Source organism: Aquimarina besae, assembly GCF_042434905.1.
In the GTDB taxonomy this organism is placed as follows: Bacteria; Bacteroidota; Bacteroidia; order Flavobacteriales; family Flavobacteriaceae; genus Aquimarina.
Genome location: NZ_CP170199.1, coordinates 2,224,030 through 2,241,853, shown reverse-complemented (window position 1 = coordinate 2,241,853; position 17,824 = coordinate 2,224,030). Strand labels below are relative to the sequence as shown.

At 33.7% G+C, this 17,824-nt stretch carries 15 protein-coding genes and 4 tRNA genes; 2 read left to right on the top strand and 17 right to left on the bottom strand.

Annotation, left to right across the window (positions count from 1 at the left end):
- Positions 1 to 39: 39 nt before the first annotated feature.
- The 14 genes from ACE94K_RS09750 to ACE94K_RS09685 form a co-directional block, all read right to left on the bottom strand.
- Positions 40 to 111: transfer RNA gene (locus ACE94K_RS09750), tRNA-Thr, on the bottom strand.
- A gap of 127 nt (positions 112 to 238) precedes the next feature.
- A tRNA-Gly gene (locus ACE94K_RS09745) sits at positions 239 to 311 on the bottom strand.
- Positions 312 to 344: 33 nt separating this feature from the next.
- Positions 345 to 426, bottom strand: a tRNA-Tyr gene (locus ACE94K_RS09740).
- A 123-nt stretch (positions 427 to 549) separates the two neighbouring features.
- A tRNA-Thr gene (locus ACE94K_RS09735) sits at positions 550 to 623 on the bottom strand.
- Positions 624 to 724: 101 nt separating this feature from the next.
- Entirely contained in the window at positions 725 to 1,027 is a 303-nt protein-coding gene (gene hpf, locus ACE94K_RS09730; protein WP_378183493.1) for a ribosome hibernation-promoting factor, HPF/YfiA family, read from the bottom strand.
- Between the two features lie 66 nt (positions 1,028 to 1,093).
- Entirely contained in the window at positions 1,094 to 1,984 is an 891-nt protein-coding gene (locus ACE94K_RS09725) for a tyrosine-type recombinase/integrase (protein ID WP_378183490.1), read from the bottom strand.
- A 121-nt stretch (positions 1,985 to 2,105) separates the two neighbouring features.
- Complete coding sequence (gene rpsU / locus ACE94K_RS09720; RefSeq protein ID WP_025743950.1) at positions 2,106 to 2,300, bottom strand: 30S ribosomal protein S21; 195 nt, start codon at positions 2,298 to 2,300, stop codon at positions 2,106 to 2,108.
- Positions 2,301 to 2,523: 223 nt separating this feature from the next.
- Positions 2,524 to 3,906, bottom strand: coding sequence for an alpha-amylase (locus ACE94K_RS09715; RefSeq protein ID WP_378183486.1), 1,383 nt, complete (start codon positions 3,904 to 3,906; stop codon positions 2,524 to 2,526).
- 745 nt (positions 3,907 to 4,651) lie between these two features.
- Positions 4,652 to 5,824, bottom strand: a complete 1,173-nt coding sequence (locus ACE94K_RS09710; RefSeq protein ID WP_378183483.1) for an acyl-CoA dehydrogenase family protein — start codon at positions 5,822 to 5,824, stop codon at positions 4,652 to 4,654.
- A gap of 112 nt (positions 5,825 to 5,936) precedes the next feature.
- Positions 5,937 to 6,809, bottom strand: coding sequence for a helix-hairpin-helix domain-containing protein (locus ACE94K_RS09705; protein WP_378183480.1), 873 nt, complete (start codon positions 6,807 to 6,809; stop codon positions 5,937 to 5,939).
- Between the two features lie 17 nt (positions 6,810 to 6,826).
- The gene (locus ACE94K_RS09700; RefSeq protein ID WP_378183477.1) at positions 6,827 to 8,398 is read right to left on the bottom strand and encodes an alanine/glycine:cation symporter family protein; all 1,572 of its coding nucleotides are present in this window, start codon (positions 8,396 to 8,398) and stop codon (positions 6,827 to 6,829) included.
- 99 nt (positions 8,399 to 8,497) lie between these two features.
- Positions 8,498 to 9,514 (bottom strand): potassium channel family protein, encoded by a 1,017-nt coding sequence (locus ACE94K_RS09695; protein ID WP_378183474.1) that lies wholly within the window; start codon positions 9,512 to 9,514, stop codon positions 8,498 to 8,500.
- The gene (locus ACE94K_RS09690) at positions 9,511 to 9,732 is read right to left on the bottom strand and encodes a PspC domain-containing protein (protein ID WP_280931121.1); all 222 of its coding nucleotides are present in this window, start codon (positions 9,730 to 9,732) and stop codon (positions 9,511 to 9,513) included. Before ACE94K_RS09690 ends, ACE94K_RS09695 begins: the two co-directional genes overlap by 4 nt.
- 17 nt (positions 9,733 to 9,749) lie before the next feature.
- Positions 9,750 to 11,042 carry a DUF2851 family protein gene (locus ACE94K_RS09685; RefSeq protein WP_378183471.1) on the bottom strand — a complete coding sequence of 431 codons (1,293 nt, stop codon included), beginning with the start codon at positions 11,040 to 11,042 and terminating at the stop codon, positions 9,750 to 9,752.
- Between the two features lie 296 nt (positions 11,043 to 11,338).
- Here ACE94K_RS09685 and ACE94K_RS09680 point away from each other — a divergent pair, with 296 nt between their 5' ends.
- Positions 11,339 to 12,178, top strand: coding sequence for a M57 family metalloprotease (locus tag ACE94K_RS09680; protein WP_378183468.1), 840 nt, complete (start codon positions 11,339 to 11,341; stop codon positions 12,176 to 12,178).
- Positions 12,179 to 12,570: 392 nt separating this feature from the next.
- Here the strand turns inward: ACE94K_RS09680 and ACE94K_RS09675 are convergent, their stop codons facing one another.
- The 3 genes from ACE94K_RS09675 to ACE94K_RS09665 form a co-directional block, all read right to left on the bottom strand.
- Positions 12,571 to 13,554, bottom strand: a complete 984-nt coding sequence (locus tag ACE94K_RS09675) for a helix-turn-helix domain-containing protein (RefSeq protein WP_378183465.1) — start codon at positions 13,552 to 13,554, stop codon at positions 12,571 to 12,573.
- Positions 13,555 to 13,718: 164 nt separating this feature from the next.
- Complete coding sequence (locus ACE94K_RS09670) at positions 13,719 to 15,080, bottom strand: pyridoxal-phosphate dependent enzyme (protein WP_378183462.1); 1,362 nt, start codon at positions 15,078 to 15,080, stop codon at positions 13,719 to 13,721.
- 100 nt (positions 15,081 to 15,180) lie between these two features.
- A complete protein-coding gene (locus tag ACE94K_RS09665) occupies positions 15,181 to 16,422 on the bottom strand; it encodes an ABC transporter permease (RefSeq protein ID WP_378183459.1) in 1,242 nt (413 codons plus the stop codon).
- Between the two features lie 8 nt (positions 16,423 to 16,430).
- On the opposite strand from ACE94K_RS09665, the gene ACE94K_RS09660 reads away from it, so the two are divergent.
- Positions 16,431 to 17,786: an exo-beta-N-acetylmuramidase NamZ domain-containing protein gene (locus tag ACE94K_RS09660; RefSeq protein ID WP_378183456.1), complete on the top strand. Its 1,356-nt coding sequence runs from the start codon at positions 16,431 to 16,433 to the stop codon at positions 17,784 to 17,786.
- The last annotated feature ends 38 nt before the right edge of the window (positions 17,787 to 17,824 follow it).

Below are 17,824 nucleotides of genomic sequence, written 5' to 3'. Positions count from 1 at the left end.
AGTTATATATTAGTGTTCAATTAATGCTTCTGAACCTAGAGCCAATGACGAGATTTGAACTCGTGACCTCTTCCTTACCAAGGAAACGCTCTACCCCTGAGCTACACCGGCTTTTTAAAGTACACAATGATAAACCAGAGTCCTTCATCAAACATCGAAAGAAAACCGATTCATCATTACTTTTATCTTAAAAATCCAATGCTAAAATTGCATCAAGATTAGCTCTGTATTTTTTTAGAGCGGGAGACCGGGTTCGAACCGGCGACATTCAGCTTGGAAGGCTGACGCTCTACCAACTGAGCTACTCCCGCATTTTACAATTTTATAATTAAAATTGAAGGTTGTGGGGAGAGCAGGATTCGAACCTGCGAAGGTAAAACCAACAGATTTACAGTCTGTCCTCGTTGGCCGCTTGAGTATCTCCCCAATTGTTATCATTATTTTAGAATGAACTTCTAAATTTTGAATGCGCAAAAGTAATCAAATATTTTACAATTCAAAATTTAATTTTAAAAGCATTAATTTCCTATAAAATTAACCCTTCAAAAGAGCCGATGGAGGGACTCGAACCCACGACCTGCTGATTACAAATCAGCTGCTCTAGCCAGCTGAGCTACATCGGCTTTTCAGTATGTTTTTGAACATAAAAAAGTCCGCTATTTCTAACGGACTGCAAATGTATAGAATTTATTTATTACACAAAACAATTTTTGAAAAAAAATCATTAAACATGTGCATTTAATTTTTCCTTTCGTTTCCGTAGTTGTCTTTCTAGTGAACTAACACACTCATCCACACCCTCTTCAAAACTTTTATTTATTTTTTTAATAATAAACTCGTCCCCTGGAACACTCAGTAAAATTTCAGTAATTTTATTTTCCTTACTGCTTGTATTCATTACTTTCAAAAAAACATCGGCATGGATAATACGGTTAAAATGATTCTCCAGCTTATCCAATTTTGCCTGAGTAAAATTTACCAATTTTTGATCGACATTAAAATTTACGGATTGCAAGTTCACTTTCATAGGTGTTATTTTAATTGGTTGAACATATATTTAACGCCTTAAAGAAACAACATAACGAGTTACGCACTACTTTTTATTCCTTGGATGAGACTGCTTATACACTTTTGCTAACTGCGCTATACCCTGATTTGTATACACCTGAGTAGCGGCTAAGCTGGAATGACCAAGTAATTCTTTTACAGCATTTAAGTCTGCTCCTTCATTAAGAAGATGTGTCGCAAATGAATGTCTCAATATATGCGGGCTTCTTTTTATCTTTGAAGATGCCTTACTAAAATAACTATTTATGATTCGATATACAAGTGTTTCATAGATTTTAACTCCTTTTTCTGTTAGTAATAAAAAAGGAAGTTCAGAATCAGCAACAACCCCAGACCTCAACCCAATGTATTTATTTAAAGTAACTAATAATGAAGGTACTAAAGGAATATACCTTTCTTTATTTCGCTTGCCCAGAACCTTCACTTGTCTATTCGATATATCTAAATCCGATAATTTAAGATTAACCAGTTCTATTCTGCGCATTCCGGTTGCATAAAACAACTCTACAATCAACCTATCTCTTACACCTCTAAAATCTTGTACCTTATCCAACTCCTCTAATACATTTCCTACCTCTTGACCAGAGAATGGGATTTGTATTTTTTTAGACACTTTTAAAGCCTGATGTTTTGCCAAAGGATTTTTTTCAATCTGTTCAGATTTGAGCAAAAACTTATAATATGTTTTAAGAGAAGACACTTTTCTGTTTATAGTTCTATTAGAAATCCCCGAATCCACCAGGTGTACGATCCAAGACCGGATCTGAGAGTAATTTGACTCTAAAATATCACTCCCCCCATATTCTTTTTCATAAAAGCCAATAAAAGCTTGTAGATCGGCCTGATAGGCTGAAAGAGTATGTGCAGAATACTTTTTTTCTAAAAACAGATAATCAACAAATTCTTTTATAAACATAAAAAACCATTAGAAAACAAAAGTATAAAACTTTTAGTATCTAATGGTTTTAAATTATCTATACTGAAAAACGAAGTTTGATTTCTTTTAAAAATCAATAAACACAACGTTTCAATTCGTTTTAAATCTCTTCCTGATCTCTTAAGTGCTGAATGTACTGCGCTTTTTGGACCTGAGCTCTACGCTCTACAGAAGGCTTTGTGAACGCCTGACGCTTACGCAACTGACGCATAGTTCCTGTTCTGTCGAATTTACGCTTAAAACGTTTTAACGCTCTATCTATATTTTCTCCGTCTTTAACTGGTATAATTAACATAGTATGTACCTCCTTTCTTTAAAAATTAGGGTGCAAAGATAATACAAAAGTCTTATCTACAAAGCTTTTTTTAAAGGAAGTTAATTATTTGTCTTTTTTTAGAATTTACAACTAGTAAATCTTAAAGCAAAAACAGCTTCCTATGCGCTATTAAAAACTAATAAGAAACAAGAAACTGTATGACTTAGAGTTGCTTTCTACATCCTAACAAAGCAGGAGATGATTACTTAAGAGACCAAACTGTATATCCCTTTGGCGGCGCCTGAATTTTCACCCATCTCCCTCCTTGGGTAACAGGCTCCCATCCAGAATTACCAGTATAATCCTTTATTCTTCTACTTGACCAATTGGTTTGAATCCATCTCTCTTTCCAGGAGTTAGAATTATTGATATACACTATTAAACCATTTTTGCCACCTCCACCATTTCTTCTAGCAATATACTCATCATTATCTGTCCAAAGGTTTGTTGTACTTCCGCCTGCAAGGTTGTTATGTATCCAAATTAAATTGTTTAATTTGTTCTTATCTAACCAATCCTCATAATCTCTGTAAAAAATCGCCGGATATCCTTCGTGAGTTAAAATGTAAGCATATGCTAAAATCTTATTATTGTAAATCTCATCGGTATCGTGGTTAGCCACAAAGGTCACGGCTCTTGTTGCATTTCTTTTCCATAACATATCTCCGCTAAGCGCATTAAGATCATTACCTACAAATGCATCTCTCATTTTATAGTAACACCCAAAATCAAATGCCGACATCTGCGCCTGATCTGTCCACCACTTCAACGTATTCACATTACCATCCCAATATTCTCCTACACCGAATGCACCGGTAGAATTACGAAATTCTTTTGCAACCCAAGGAGCAAAACCTTTCACATAATCAAATCGATACCCATCAAATCCCATTGTATTTTTGTAATATTTAGCAACAGAATTACTTCTTTTCCATAACCAATCTTGAACGTACGTTTTGTTATGACTTAAATCAGGAAAGCCACCGAAAATACCACTATCTGAATTATAAGCCTCATTTGGATGAAAATCATATTTTGTACGGTTAAATTTATTTGATTTTGGATTAAACTTAGTATACGTATTCTTACCAGCAAATTCATTCCACTCTAAATCTCCTCCACTATTATGATTGATCACGATATCGGCAATCACATTCAACCCATTAGTATGAGCACGAGAGATTAAGGATTCTAATTCTGATTTAGATCCAAATCGGGTTTCTGTACTTCCCATTTGATCATATTGCCCGAAATCATAATAATCAAAAGGATCATACCCCATCGAGAATTTACCATTTTGTGCTTTACTTACAGGAGGCAACCATATCGCGTCAATACCTGCATTACTCCAGCTACTAACTTTTCCTTTGACAACGTTCCACCAAGTACCCCCTGCAGGAACATCCCAATAAAAAGCTTGCATCATTACACCTGAACCAATTGTTTTTAGTCCAGCTCTAGTAGAAATGGTTTCATCGGGTTTTACGGATTCTGTCTCTACAGTATCCAAAATCTCGTCTTTACCACACGATACCAAAAGGAGTGATACCGCTAATAAAAAATAAATGAATTTTAAAGTTTTCATAAAAAAAGTGTTTGTGTGTTAATTTTTCTAAATGTAATATTTTTACGTAATACGAAAACGATTGAAGTATTACTCAAACGTTTTCGTGTTGATAAAATTTTAACATTTACACAAAAACAATAGTCAAAAACTACTAATTCATTACTTTTTTGCATTAAAATAAGAGAAATTCGCAAACGACAGCTGTTCCCGAACTATAACAAGTAAACTTTATGGAGTGTCAAAAAGAATCTATATGTTAAAAAAACTGAATTGAGATTGTACTCCTTCTTACCAATAACAATTTTGGCAAATGAAAACAATTTCCGCCAAAACTAATAGAATTGTTCCTTTACCGCGGGTTTGTATTCCTTCTTATCAATAACAATTTTTGGCAAATTGAAAACAATTTTCGCCAAAAACTAATAGGATTGTTCCTTTACCGCGGGTTTCTATTCCTTCTTATCAATAACAATTTTGGCGAATTGAAAACAATTTTCGCCAAAAACTAATAGGATTGTTCCTTTACCGCGGGTTTGTATTCCTTCTTATCAATAACAATTTTGGCAAATTGAAAATAATTTTCGCCAAAAACTAATAGGATTGTTCCTTTACCGCGGGTTTGTAATCCTTCTTATTAATAACAATTTTGGCGAATTGAAAACAATTTTCGCCAAAAACTAATAGGATTGTTCCTTTACCGCGGGTTTGTATTCCTTCTTATCAATAACAATTTTGGCAAATTGAAAACAATTTTCGCCAAAAACTAATAGGACTGTTCCTTTACCGCGGGTTTGTATTCCTTCTTATCAATAACAATTTTGGCGATAATCTCCCTTAAGATTTCAGAAGTGCCGCCTCCTATTGGACCAAGTCTACTATCCCTGAACAGCCTTGCTAATGGATACTCTTCCATATAACCGTATCCTCCTAATAATTGCAGACATTTGTATATTACCTCGTCGGCAATCTTCGTGGACAATAATTTAGACATACTAGCTTCTTTTACCACATATTGCCCGTCGTTAAGTCTTTTTGCTATGGAGTAATTAAATTCTTTACACATTTCTATTTCGCTAGCCATATCCGCTACCGAATGCCTAAGCGCTTGAAATTTATCTATAGTTCGACCAAAGGCTTCGCGCTCACTCATATACTTTATTGCATACTCTAGCGCATATTCCGCTCTAGCGTGCGCATTTATACCCATAATTAATCTTTCTAAGGCAAAGTGCTGCATGATGTAAGAGAACCCTTTATTTTCATCACCCATTAAATTTTCTGCAGGAATCTTTACGTTATCAAAAGCTATTTCTCCCGTATCAGAAGCTTTCCACCCTAACTTATCCAGTTTTGTAGCAGAAATTCCGGGAGTATCCCTATCCATAATAAAAATACTAATCCCTTTGTTCCCAAGTTCTGGAGCTGTTTTTGCAGCTACCACCAAATAATCACTGTAAACACCGTTGGTGATAAAAGTTTTTGATCCGTTTATTATATAAGTATCGCCTTCTTTTACGGCGGTAGTTCTCATACCCGCAACATCAGAACCTCCAAATGGCTCGGATATACAAAGGCATCCGATTTTATCTCCGCTAATACTGTTTCTTAGATATTTTTCCTTGATTCTATCATCACCTTCTTTATTTACATGAGTCATTGCCAGATAGACATGTGCCCACATTGCTGCTGCAAAACCACCGGAATTAATTTTTTGCAGTTCCTCTAAAAATATGACTGTGTAAAAAAGATCTAAATCGAGCCCTCCATATTCTTCGGGATATGCAATACCAAAATAGCCCATTTCGCCGAATTTCTTCCAGATAAAACGTTCTATATCTCCAGTTTTTTCCCATTTTTCAATATGTGGAACTACTTCTTTTTGTAGAAAATCCTTAAGACTTTCTCTAAACAATTCGTGCTCTTCTGTAAAATACATGTTGTTTAATGATAACTTTGATTTATATAGCTAACATATTACTGTAGAAAATCAAAAAAACTCAAATCACGATTTAAGTATTGTCAATTTTCACAGCAATTTTTTCCGATTTTTATTTTAATGTCAAATATAACGCTATTCTATCTATTTTTTCTAAAGAAAAACCTTGAATTTTTCCTAATTCTTCAAAATTAGATATTCCGTTATTTTGTTCAATAAAGTCTTTAATGTCCAACGCAGTTTCAAAATCAAAATAAGGAACTTCCATTAACTCTTTGACAGAGGCCTTATTGATATTGATTTTCTTGATATTGTTTTTTGTTTTAACCGTATAAAGGGCTAAGATTTTATTCCGTTGATGATCGTAGAGCCCTTTTACATCTTTCAATTGTAGATCACTGATAAAACCATTTATATCATCTCTATACTTTATAATTCTTTCTGCTATAAAATCAGGAACTCCTATTTCTTCTTTTAGGATTAGAGATGTAATCTCATTAAGATCTCCTTTATCTGCGAATGGTTTTACAGGAAACCCTTGCTTTTTAAAGGATTGTGATTTTTTGGAATTTTTAACCCAATCCGGAAATTTAAATAATGGAGAGATCACAGATAATAGTGAATCTGAAACTTTGGTAACCTTTTTAAAATCTGAAACTGAATTAATCCATTTGTTTTGGTTTCTAAACTTATAAAGCCTGTCTAGCTCTTCTGTAGATAATCCTAAAACATACCCTTTATGATCAGTTATAAAATTGGGATTAAAGGGTCTTAATTTATAGGATTTCTTTTGTGCTATTGATTCTTGTCTTAATGAATCTATTTTAGATTGAAATTCAGAAAGCTCTTGAAAACTTTCTGAGTCATTCACAGTATCCGGAAAGAAATAAAAACCTAAAAGAAAACCAAAAATAAGTAACGCTAAAAGAAAAATCCCATTCCGGAAACGCCTATGTATCTCGAAATGGGATTTTATTGATTTCATTAATTAGAATTTTGTATTTAGTTTTCCCTTTTTATTGCTGATCTATATTTCCTTAATTCTTCTCGTACTTTTGGTAGTAATAAAGAAACCCCTATTAAATTAGGAACGGCCATTGCAAAGATCATTGCATCAGAAAAATCTGTAACCGCTCCAAGACTTATTGAAGCTCCAATAATAGTAAACAAACAAAAAACAATTTTATACGTTACTATATTCCTTTTTGTTTTTCCAAATAAAAACAACCAAGATTGAAGTCCATAATAAGACCAAGAAATCATTGTTGAAAAAGCAAATAATACTACTGCCACAGTTAACACGTAAGGAAACCACGGAATAACCGAGGCAAAAGCATTCGACGTTAACTGAACTCCTGATGCCGCCCCAGGATCTAAATAATTACCTGTAATTACAATAACCAAAGCTGTGATAGTACAAACAACAACTGTATCAATAAATGGTTCTAGTAAAGCAACTATTCCTTCACTAGCAGCATAATTAGTTTTCACAGCACTATGAGCTATAGCAGCACTACCCACACCTGCTTCGTTTGAGAATGCAGCTCTTCTAAACCCTTGTACTAATACACCCACAAATCCACCGGCTATACCTTCCGGAGCAAAAGCTCCTTCAAATATTGCAACAAATGCATCTCCGACTTGACCAATATTCATTCCTATAACAATCAATGCTGCCAATACGTAAATACCAACCATAAAAGGCACTATCTTTTCTGTAACGGAAGCAATTCTTTTTACCCCACCAATGATTACGATTCCAACAAAAATTGCCATTACCACTCCAAACCAAAATCCAGCACTAGGGCTCTCTATTCCGGCAATATCATTAAATATTTGAGCAGCTTGGTTACTTTGAAACATGTTTCCTCCACCAAAAGAACCTCCTATACAGAATATTGCAAAAAGAACAGCTAAAACTTTTCCTAGACCAGCGATTCCTTTTTCTGTAAGTCCTTTCTTTAGATAGTACATTGGACCTCCATATACAGTTCCATCTTCACCAATATCACGATATTTAACTCCCAAAGTACATTCTGCAAACTTAGAAGTCATTCCTAAAAGCCCAGCAACAATCATCCAGAAAGTTGCACCAGGCCCCCCTATCGTAATTGCAATAGCTACTCCTGCAATATTACCTAATCCTACTGTTCCTGATAAAGCGGCAGTTAGAGCTTGAAAATGAGAAACTTCGCCTTCTTTGCTTTCATCTTTAATAGTGTCTACAATATCACCATCAACGACATTAACGTTAGGCTGTTCCTGACCACTGTGATCATCAACATCATCATATTTACCTCTCACTACATTGATAGCAGTAGCAAATCCTCCTAGATTTATAAACTTAAAATATATAGTAAAAAATGTAGCAAACCCTAATAACATGACAACTACCCACGGAATCCCAACATCACTGGTTACAGGAATTTGATAAAAAATTGCGTTAACAAACCAACCTGTATAGTCTGCAAAAATTTCATTGATCTTTTGATCCAGACCTTTTTCCGTGGTCTCTTGTGCGAATGTTAAAAATGGAATTGTTAGTGTTAAAATTGAAAGAAGAATTCTCTTCATAATGAGTGAGTTAATTGAATTTGATTTTTTAAAAGTGAGCAAGATGCTAAAAAAAACAATTGTTTACAATAATTTAACGATTAAATCTTTGGCGCTGGTTTAAATATTAAACTCTTTATTTAATTGATGGACTTGTTCGGGGCGACCTATAATTACGATCTTGGATCCTGGTTTTAATAAAGTATCTGCACCTGGATTTACTACATATTCTCCTTCGGGTGATTTATACCCGATAATAGAACAACCTGTTTTGGATCGCATATCAATGGTACGTATCGTTCGTTCTTGTTCATCATCAAACATATCTTCAAAAGAAACCTCTTCAATATTAATGGATTTTTTACCCACGATAGAGAGATTATCTAAAAACTCTATTAAATCAGGAACTACAACTAAAGAGGCCATATGGTCTCCTCCTATCCTATCCGGCATAATTACATTATCAGCTCCGGCGAGCCTAATTTTTTTATAGGATGCATCTTGCGAAGCCCTACTAATTATCTTTAAATCTTTATTGATTTGTCTGGCAGAAAGCACTATAAATAAATTATCTGCATCTTCTGGCAACGTACATATCAAAGTGGACGCTTTTTTAATTCCTGCCTCTATTAACACATCATCTTCGGTAGCGTTCCCTTTAAGAAACAATAATGTTTCATTTTGATACCTTTCGATAACACTCTCTTCCTTTTCAATGATAATAAAATTCTTATCATAAGCCGTTAATTTTGCAGCGGCTTGTCTACCATTTCGACCATATCCTACAATAATGATATGATTTTCTAGTTTATTTATCATCTTTTGCATTTTACGATTTTGCACTCTCTGTGGATCATTTTTACGTATAATATATTCTGTTATTACCGAGACCGAATAAGCAAAAATGACTACACTGGTAGATATCAAAAATATGGTAAATAATTTACCGTTTTGATCCAAAGGCTCAACTTCTCCGAAACCAACAGTTGTCATAGTTATGACAGTCATATACAGGGCATCTATCCAACTATAATCAGAAAAATACCGAAAGCCCAAAACACCAATAGTAACTACTACAATCAATAAAATTAGTGCGATAAGTATTTTTGGTCTTCCTGAGTTGTAAAGCTTTATCATAAATCAAATACTGAAGTTCTCTTGGTATACACTAAATCTTTCAATTTCAACCAAAATGCCAAATTAAGATAAATTACAAAACCTAATCCCGCAGTGGCAAAAGTCAGATAAATAAAAAATAATCGTACGTTTTTAGCACGCATTCCTAATCTATCCGCTAACCTACTCGAAACGTAAAATCCGTTTCGCTCTAAAAAATGTCTGAGATTATAAAGCATAACGCAAAATAATTATATTATCCTAAATTACCTTCTCTATTCAATAAATAATTACCTATTGCACACTTAAGACATGCTTTTTTATCACAATAGTTTTTCTTAAGCTGGATCATGGATTGTGAATGTAATGCATCTTCAATTGTAACACCATAACTGGCATACCTATCTGTTATAGTATTTTTCTCTGGAGGCAGTTGAGATAATAGACCAAATATTTCTTCTGAAATATATCTTCCTTGACTTTTTGCATACATAAATTTTAATGGAATAATGGTATTAATTAAAATCAAATGAATGAATGCCTTAGTTAATTTTTTAGATTTACCTAAGGATTCTTTATTAAAAGTATAATGTGTATTCCAAAAATCACTTGCTGAAATATTGAATAATTGATAGAATTCAATAAGATTATCAGTGGCAATTATCTTACTAAAAAGCTGTTCATTCTTATGATAAATATTTGCTAATTGAGATATTCGAATCGTTGGAAAATTGGATGGACGTAATCTAAAGAAATGAAAAGGAAGTACTCCGTAATTCGTAAGGTTGAACTTATTCGTTAAAAAATTATACTTTTTAAGCAATTCTTGAACATACTGCTTATCGGATTGATCATCAAGCAAACCTGCTTGACCATAAAACAATGCTTCTAAATATTCTAAATCTGCCCTACATTTTCTCACTATCGAAAAATCGAAAGAATCTGCTAGACTCAGAAAAGCATCACCATTTACTTTTAAACCAAAATTCTTTGTTAAAAGTTTAAAAAGTACCGCCTCCCAATTATTTGAAGATTTCTGTAATAATTCTGTGATCAGCTTAGATTTTTGTTCTAGTCTTTCTAAATACAATCTTTCTTGCCAATTAAAAATTGTAAAATTAGAAACTTCAGAAAGCTGTGTTTCGCACTGGATCCATCTCCTATCCTGATTTCGAAATAATTTTTGGTATCTATAAAGTATTGTTTCATCTACGTAATCTTTAAGCTGTAGCGTAGGAATAACAGAATTATCTTTTCTAAAGATTTCCATATCGTCTTCCCAAACTACGTGTAATATAACATTATTATAGGCAGGGTCATTCTCGTGATGATGTGTATACCAGTCACTGGCTCTTATATGAATCTCTACATTACCAGCCCATTTCTGATCGTCAATTATTATTTGAGCATTAAAAAAATCCGGCCCCGAGTGCATCTCATTATGATCACCTACCCTCTGAAGAACAACAGGGAGCGAACTTGTAGTTTTTAAATTCGAAAAATTAAATTTTTCATATTTCCATACATAATGTAAAAGTTCTTCATTCATGATCCTATAAATGTTATTTAAGAAATTAATTACAGCTCTAACATCATGTGTATATAATTAATCAAATGTTACCTTAATTACTATACATTTTTAAGCATTGATGATAATGACGAATCAATCATTTTATTTTTTACTACTATTCTATACGTTGATAACGTCTTTATAGTAACTAGCAGCGTCTAAAAACCGTAAAAACAATATTGATATAACACCTTGAAAATCAATTTATTTAATGTAAATTAAAAAATGATTCAACGCTATACTTAACTAAATTTATTAACACAAAATCATTTTTTATGAAAACATTTAAAACCTTCGCTATTATAGCGACATTAACCATTTTATTATTTTCTTGTCAGAATAATGAGATTAATCAGTCAGAAGATATTCAAGAAGTCCCTAATGAGGTCATTTCTAAACTCCAAAAGCTCGGTGTAAACACTACTGGTGTTGTACCACATACTCAACTATTACCAGACGGTCAAAAAGAAGACGGCTGGTTGTCTCACGATATCTTTTTATCACATGATGACATTAAGAACATGCCTGATCTCCCTTCTTCTGAAGAAGAATTTTCGCAAAAACTTTATCGAACAAATAACTTAGTCCGGGTACCCAGCAGTGGACAAAGAGTTATTACGGTAAGAGGGCGCAGCCTAAGCTCAAACTTGAGAAGAGGATTAAGGCGAGCCGTTGCAAACTACAACAACCTCAACCTTAGATTTAGATTAGAATTGTCTTTCGGAAATAATAATGGTGGTAGAGATATTGTGGTATTTAGCAATTCATCTAATGGACAAGGAGGCGTAGCCGGTTTCCCAAGAAATGGAAATCCTTTTAATCGTGTAGAAATAGACGGTGGATCTACAACGCTACCAATTGGCGCTATAGAACATCTAATGACACACGAATTAGGTCATTGTTTTGGTTTAAGACATTCAGATTTTGGAACGCGTAGTTCTTGTCCCCCATTTTTACAAGGCAATGAAGGAGCAGGAAGTATTGGTGCAGTATTTATTCCAGGAACTGATCCAAGCTCTAATTCTCAGGCTTCGGTTATGAGAGCATGTTTTAGAATAAATGAGTCCGGAAACTTTTTCAGACAAGATAGGGTTGGTCTTCGAAGACTATATTGATTTAAAGAAAATAGATTGAATTATGCCGTAAAAGGGTTATTAGCAATAATAACCCTTTACTATTGAAAATTCTTCAAACTACACTTCTTTCACAAAACAAATAGTGGTATTCTCCCTCGAAAAATCATACTATCTGATCACGAATAGTAGTATTTACACCAAAAAACTCTTAAAAAACCCTTAAAATAGGCAAAAATGTACTATTGGTAAGATTTTATGTATTAATGGAAATTATTAGAATGATATCATTTCTTTACTTTGTTTTAGAAATAGGGAAGATAATTTCAAAAAACATAAAGATTTCAAAATCCTAAGCTTAGTTGAGTTTGTGTTAGGTTATAGATGGTTGTCATTTTTTGACGACCATCTTTATTTTACATAGCGTCGTAAAACTATCCTATCTGTATATCTGGATAGATGTCAAATTTATTGAAAAATGCTTTCTTAAATTTAGACGAATTAGAGTAGTTTAAGTTATCCATCACTTCTTTGATAGACAAACCTTCGGTAAAAATCATATTATAGGAACTTTCTAATTTTTTATTGTTAAAAAACTCTAAGGGTGTTTGATCATGGATCTCTTTAAACATATTAAAGAAATTGGTGCGACTCATATGCGCCATAGACGCCAATTGATCCACTCCCACAAATGGTTCGTGAAGGTTGTGCTCCAGATAATTACTCACTTTATAAATATTACCAACCTGTGAACTATTAATGTTAAAAGGATTGCTCTCGGTTTCCCACATCAAAACATCTTTCCAGAATGTTTCTAATAAACGAATTCCTCTTGCAATAAAAAATAGATAATTTTCCACTTTATCGAAGTTGGGAGCAACTATCTGATCAAAAAGTATCGATTGTTTATAAGAAAGATAAAATTTGTTAATATGCTGGTGTGAATATCTAATATATTGATCAACCTTATCTGCCATATTATTATTTTTAAGAAAGTAAGGTTTGGTGTACTTGCTTTTTAATACAATCATGATAGATTTCACATCTGCACCTTGGGGAATATAAACCCTCTCGCCTTGCTGAGCATCCATACACCTCATGTTTCCGGGAGTATATCCATCAGAATAAGTACTAATAATTTCTTTTTTATTTATTTGATGATCTAGCGAATACTTTCTAAAATGTAGAATAATATCTTTCTCGTCAATAGGTTCTCTAACATATTCTATGTCAATATTGGATTTGTAATTATTGATAAAAAGAAAAACCTCTGGAGATATTTTATAATAACTTAGATAACCTTCTCCAATTTCTGGAGGAAAATGAATTCTATCAGTGGTTCCTTCAGGATCTAATTGAGATCTAAAATACTCTCTTAATACATCTATGTCAGAAAAGTCAAACGAATATTTTTGCATAGCCCCACGATTTTATACGAACCACTTAACTTATAGATCAATTTTTTATCATAAAGTTGCGTGATAATTATCTATAAATTCGGCTTAGAGTATAAAAACAACCCCTGTATTAGTTGTTTTAACTAATAAAGGGGGTTTCTTAATATTATATAAATATAAATAATTTATTTTATATGACTGATCACATCGTATTTTGTGATGATATGGTGCTTCCCATTTTCTAAAGCTACGAGAACCGCGGGATTACCATTTTTAATTAATCCGGATATTTCATCTAGAGATGTATTCGCGCTAACTATCGGAAAAGGATCATTCATAATTTCTCTGATAGGAGTATCGCCAGTGTTTTTATCTTCGAGAAAAGCAGTAAACAAAGCACTTTCATCTACAGAACCCACAAAACCTTCACTATCCAGAACTGGTATTTGCGAAATTTGAAATTTACGCATACGTTCGATAGCATGAGAAACCAATTCTTCGGTCTTTACTGTCACCAGAGGTTTTTCTTCATGGTTTTTTACTAAATCGACTGCTGTGGATACTTCTTCTTCCAGAAAACCACGTTCTCTCATCCAATCATCATTAAACATTTTACCTACATATCGGCTACCGTGGTCGTGAAAAAGTACAACAACTACATCATCTTTTGTAAAGTGTTCTTTTAATTGTAATAATCCTTTTATCGCAGCACCGGCACTATTTCCTAAAAACATTCCTTCTTCTTTGGCAAGTCTTTGGGTATAAACGGCTGCGTCTTTATCGGTTACTTTGGTAAACCCATCAATGATTGAAAAATCCACATTTTCCGGTAGAATATCTTCACCGATACCTTCTGTTATATAAGAATAGATCTCATTTTGATCAAACACTCCTGTTTCGTGATATTTTTTAAATACAGAACCATAAGTATCTATCCCCCATACCTTAACATTTGGATTTTTCTCTTTTAAATATTTTCCAACTCCTGATATAGTTCCACCTGTACCTACACCAACAATAAAATGTGTGACCTTACCATCGGTTTGCTCCCATATTTCTGGTCCGGTACTCTCGTAATGTGCTTTTGCATTCGATGGATTATCATATTGGTTTACGTACCAAGAATTTGGAGTTTCTTCTGCCAATCTTTTAGAAACTGAGTAATATGATCTGGGGTCATCTGGTTCTACATTTGTTGGACAAACCATTACTTTTGCTCCTACTGCTCGCAGAATATCCATTTTTTCCTTAGATTGTTTATCTGCCATCACACAGATCAACTTATATCCTTTTACGATCGCTACCAAAGCCAATCCCATACCTGTATTACCAGACGTACCCTCAATAATTGTACCTCCCGGTTTTAATCTTCCATCTGCCTCGGCATCTTCAATCATCTTTAGCGCCATTCTGTCTTTTACAGAATTTCCAGGATTAAATGTTTCGTATTTGGCTAAAACCAAAGCGTCTACATCTTTTACCAAAGCATTCATTTTTACCATTGGTGTATTACCAATAGTTTCTAATATATTATTTGCGTATTTCACAAGCTTATGAATTTATTGTAGTCTCTTCTAATTGTTTTTTATGCGGTGCAAAGATACAAATACAATGTCATTAAGTAAGAGCAAGCTGGCTTATTTAAAACTACTGGAATCTAATCGCTTTCGATGGAGATATTTTAGAGATTACAAATGACGGAATCAACAACATAAGTAAGCACAAAATCATAGTTCCGATATTAAGTAAAAGAATATACCAAAAGTTAATATAAACAGGCGCAGTACTTACGTGATATGTAGCTGGGTTTAGACCAATCACCCCATACTGTTTTTGAATAAATAATAATCCAACTCCGATTAAATTGCCCCAAAACAAACCAAGAAGAATCAAATAACCCGCATTATACAAAAACACTTTTCTGATACTCCAATCATTAGTCCCCAAAGATTTAAGAACTCCTATCATAGGGGTTCTTTCTAAAATTAAAACAAGTAATGCCGTAATCATATTTATTCCAGCAACCAATATGATAATACTAATAATACCAATGATATTAAGATCAAAAAGCTTTAACCATTCAAAAATACTTCCATATTTTAAAGCTATAGTTTGCGCTTCTAAATCCGAAGGAATGCTGTTGTAGACTTCTCTACCCTTTTGGTCTATCTTATCAAAATCATCAATAAATACCTCAAAACCTCCGACTTCACCTTCTTCCCATTTATTCATTTTCTGAATATGTCTAATATCTGCAAAAATAAATTTCTCGTCAAATTCTTGAAAACCAGAATCGTATATCCCTACAATTTCAAAAGCACGAATGTTTGCCGGAATATTTGAACTAGAGTTTTTCTTTAAAAAAACTGTATTAGCTTTATCTCCCACCGCAAGACCTAATCTTGATGAGATATAAGAAGAAATTAATATCTGATTGTTTCTGGGGTCTGTAAAATCCGGCAAAGTACCATCTACTAAATACTCTTTAAAATAGGACCAATTATAATCATTCCCCACTCCTTTTACAACAACACCTTCAAAATTATCCTCTGTTCTTATAAGTCCTGCTTTGGTGGCAAACTCCTGTACGTACGCAATTCCATCAACATCTACAAAATTGGGATAAAAATGCTGATTCCTTTTAATCGGTATCAAAGATTCTATACTATTATTATTATCATAACTGGTAATAATAATGTGGCCATTGAACGCGGCAACTTTTTCTCTAATTTTGCGTTGTAAACCTATACCAGTAGCAACTGTGATCAACATCATTATCATACCAATGGCAATCGCGAAAATGGCAATTTTTATGATTGCAGATGATATGCTACTTTTATGTTCCTTACCTTTGATAAGGCGTTTGGCAATAAAATATTCGAAATTCAAAGTTATCTATGGTTTTAATCAAAAATGCATCCACCTATTTTGCATACAGGTTCAAAAATACATTTTTATTCCTTTTTATGCTGCTTATTTCGTGTGGAAGCGGAACAAAAACTTTAACTCCTACTACTTCTGAAGGTGAAAAGTCTTTTCTTCAGGAAAAAAACATCATTTCTGAAGGTCAAATACAAGATTCACTGAATGTTTTAAAACCAGTAATCGTAGGAGCTAATCAAACAGAACAATATCTACCTATTCTACAGAATAAAAAAGTAGCAATCGTGGGCAACCAGACCTCTGTGATTTTCAAGTATCCGAACCTTAAACCTCTTTTACAAAATGAAGGAATAACAGCTAATGCACTGGATCAATACACGCATCTGGTGGATTCTTTATTATCCAGAAACATAAAAATACAGAAGGTTTTTTCACCAGAACACGGTTTCAGAGGAAAAGCAGATGCCGGAGAACTGGTGGCAGATGGAATAGATATCAAAACAGGATTGCCAATTATTTCATTACACGGTAAAACCAAAAAACCTTCTGCGGCAGCACTTGCTGATATAGAAATCGTAGTTTTTGATATTCAGGATGTTGGTGCAAGGTTCTATACTTATATTTCCACGTTACATTACGTGATGCAGGCATGTGCAGAGAATGCCATCCCATTATTAATTTTAGATAGACCAAATCCTAATGGTCATTATATTGATGGGCCCACATTAGAACCGGAACATGCTAGTTTTGTTGGAGTACATCCAATTCCACTGGTTCACGGGATGACCATAGGTGAATACGCCAAGATGGTAAATGGTGAAGGGTGGCTGGGAAATGATCTTAAATGTGAAATCAACGTAATACCTGTACAGAATTATACGCATAATACCTATTATAGCCTTGCGATAAGACCATCTCCCAATTTACCTAATGATCGATCTATAAACCTCTACCCCAGTCTCGGTTTTTTTGAAGGTACAACGATCAATGCTGGTCGAGGTACCGAAATGCAGTTTCAAATTTTTGGATCTCCGGATTTCCCTATAGAGAAATATGATTTTGCGTATACTCCACAACCTAATTTTGGATCTAAATACCCAAAGCATAAAGGAGAAGTCTGTTACGGAAGAGACCTGAGAGAAACTGAACGCCTTAATGAAATTAAATTACAATGGTTACTGGAAGCCTATCATAATTCGAAAAACAAGGAAAGTTTTTTTAACACAAAATCCTTTACAATTCACGCAGGAACAGAAAAACTACAACAACAAATAGAGCAAGGATACACCGAACGCGAGATCAAGAAGACGTGGAGAAATGATTTGGAAAAATTTAAGAAAATTCGTTCTCAATACCTGCTTTATAAGTAACCAAAAATACAGATCAGAAGACCCCTGTTTTCAGGGAT

Excerpts from the sequence above, each read along its gene's own strand:
- hpf (WP_378183493.1), bottom strand. The coding sequence starts at position 1,027 with ATGAAAGTGAACTTGCAATCCGTAAATTTTAATGTCGATCAAAAATTG.
- ACE94K_RS09725 (WP_378183490.1), bottom strand. The coding sequence starts at position 1,984 with ATGTTTATAAAAGAATTTGTTGATTATCTGTTTTTAGAAAAAAAGTAT.
- rpsU (WP_025743950.1), bottom strand. The coding sequence starts at position 2,300 with ATGTTAATTATACCAGTTAAAGACGGAGAAAATATAGATAGAGCGTTA.
- ACE94K_RS09715 (WP_378183486.1), bottom strand. The coding sequence starts at position 3,906 with ATGAAAACTTTAAAATTCATTTATTTTTTATTAGCGGTATCACTCCTT.
- ACE94K_RS09710 (WP_378183483.1), bottom strand. The coding sequence starts at position 5,824 with ATGTATTTTACAGAAGAGCACGAATTGTTTAGAGAAAGTCTTAAGGAT.
- ACE94K_RS09705 (WP_378183480.1), bottom strand. The coding sequence starts at position 6,809 with ATGAAATCAATAAAATCCCATTTCGAGATACATAGGCGTTTCCGGAAT.
- ACE94K_RS09700 (WP_378183477.1), bottom strand. The coding sequence starts at position 8,398 with ATGAAGAGAATTCTTCTTTCAATTTTAACACTAACAATTCCATTTTTA.
- ACE94K_RS09695 (WP_378183474.1), bottom strand. The coding sequence starts at position 9,514 with ATGATAAAGCTTTACAACTCAGGAAGACCAAAAATACTTATCGCACTA.
- ACE94K_RS09690 (WP_280931121.1), bottom strand. The coding sequence starts at position 9,732 with ATGCTTTATAATCTCAGACATTTTTTAGAGCGAAACGGATTTTACGTT.
- ACE94K_RS09685 (WP_378183471.1), bottom strand. The coding sequence starts at position 11,042 with ATGAATGAAGAACTTTTACATTATGTATGGAAATATGAAAAATTTAAT.
- ACE94K_RS09680 (WP_378183468.1), top strand. The coding sequence starts at position 11,339 with ATGAAAACATTTAAAACCTTCGCTATTATAGCGACATTAACCATTTTA.
- ACE94K_RS09675 (WP_378183465.1), bottom strand. The coding sequence starts at position 13,554 with ATGCAAAAATATTCGTTTGACTTTTCTGACATAGATGTATTAAGAGAG.
- ACE94K_RS09660 (WP_378183456.1), top strand. The coding sequence starts at position 16,431 with ATGGTTTTAATCAAAAATGCATCCACCTATTTTGCATACAGGTTCAAA.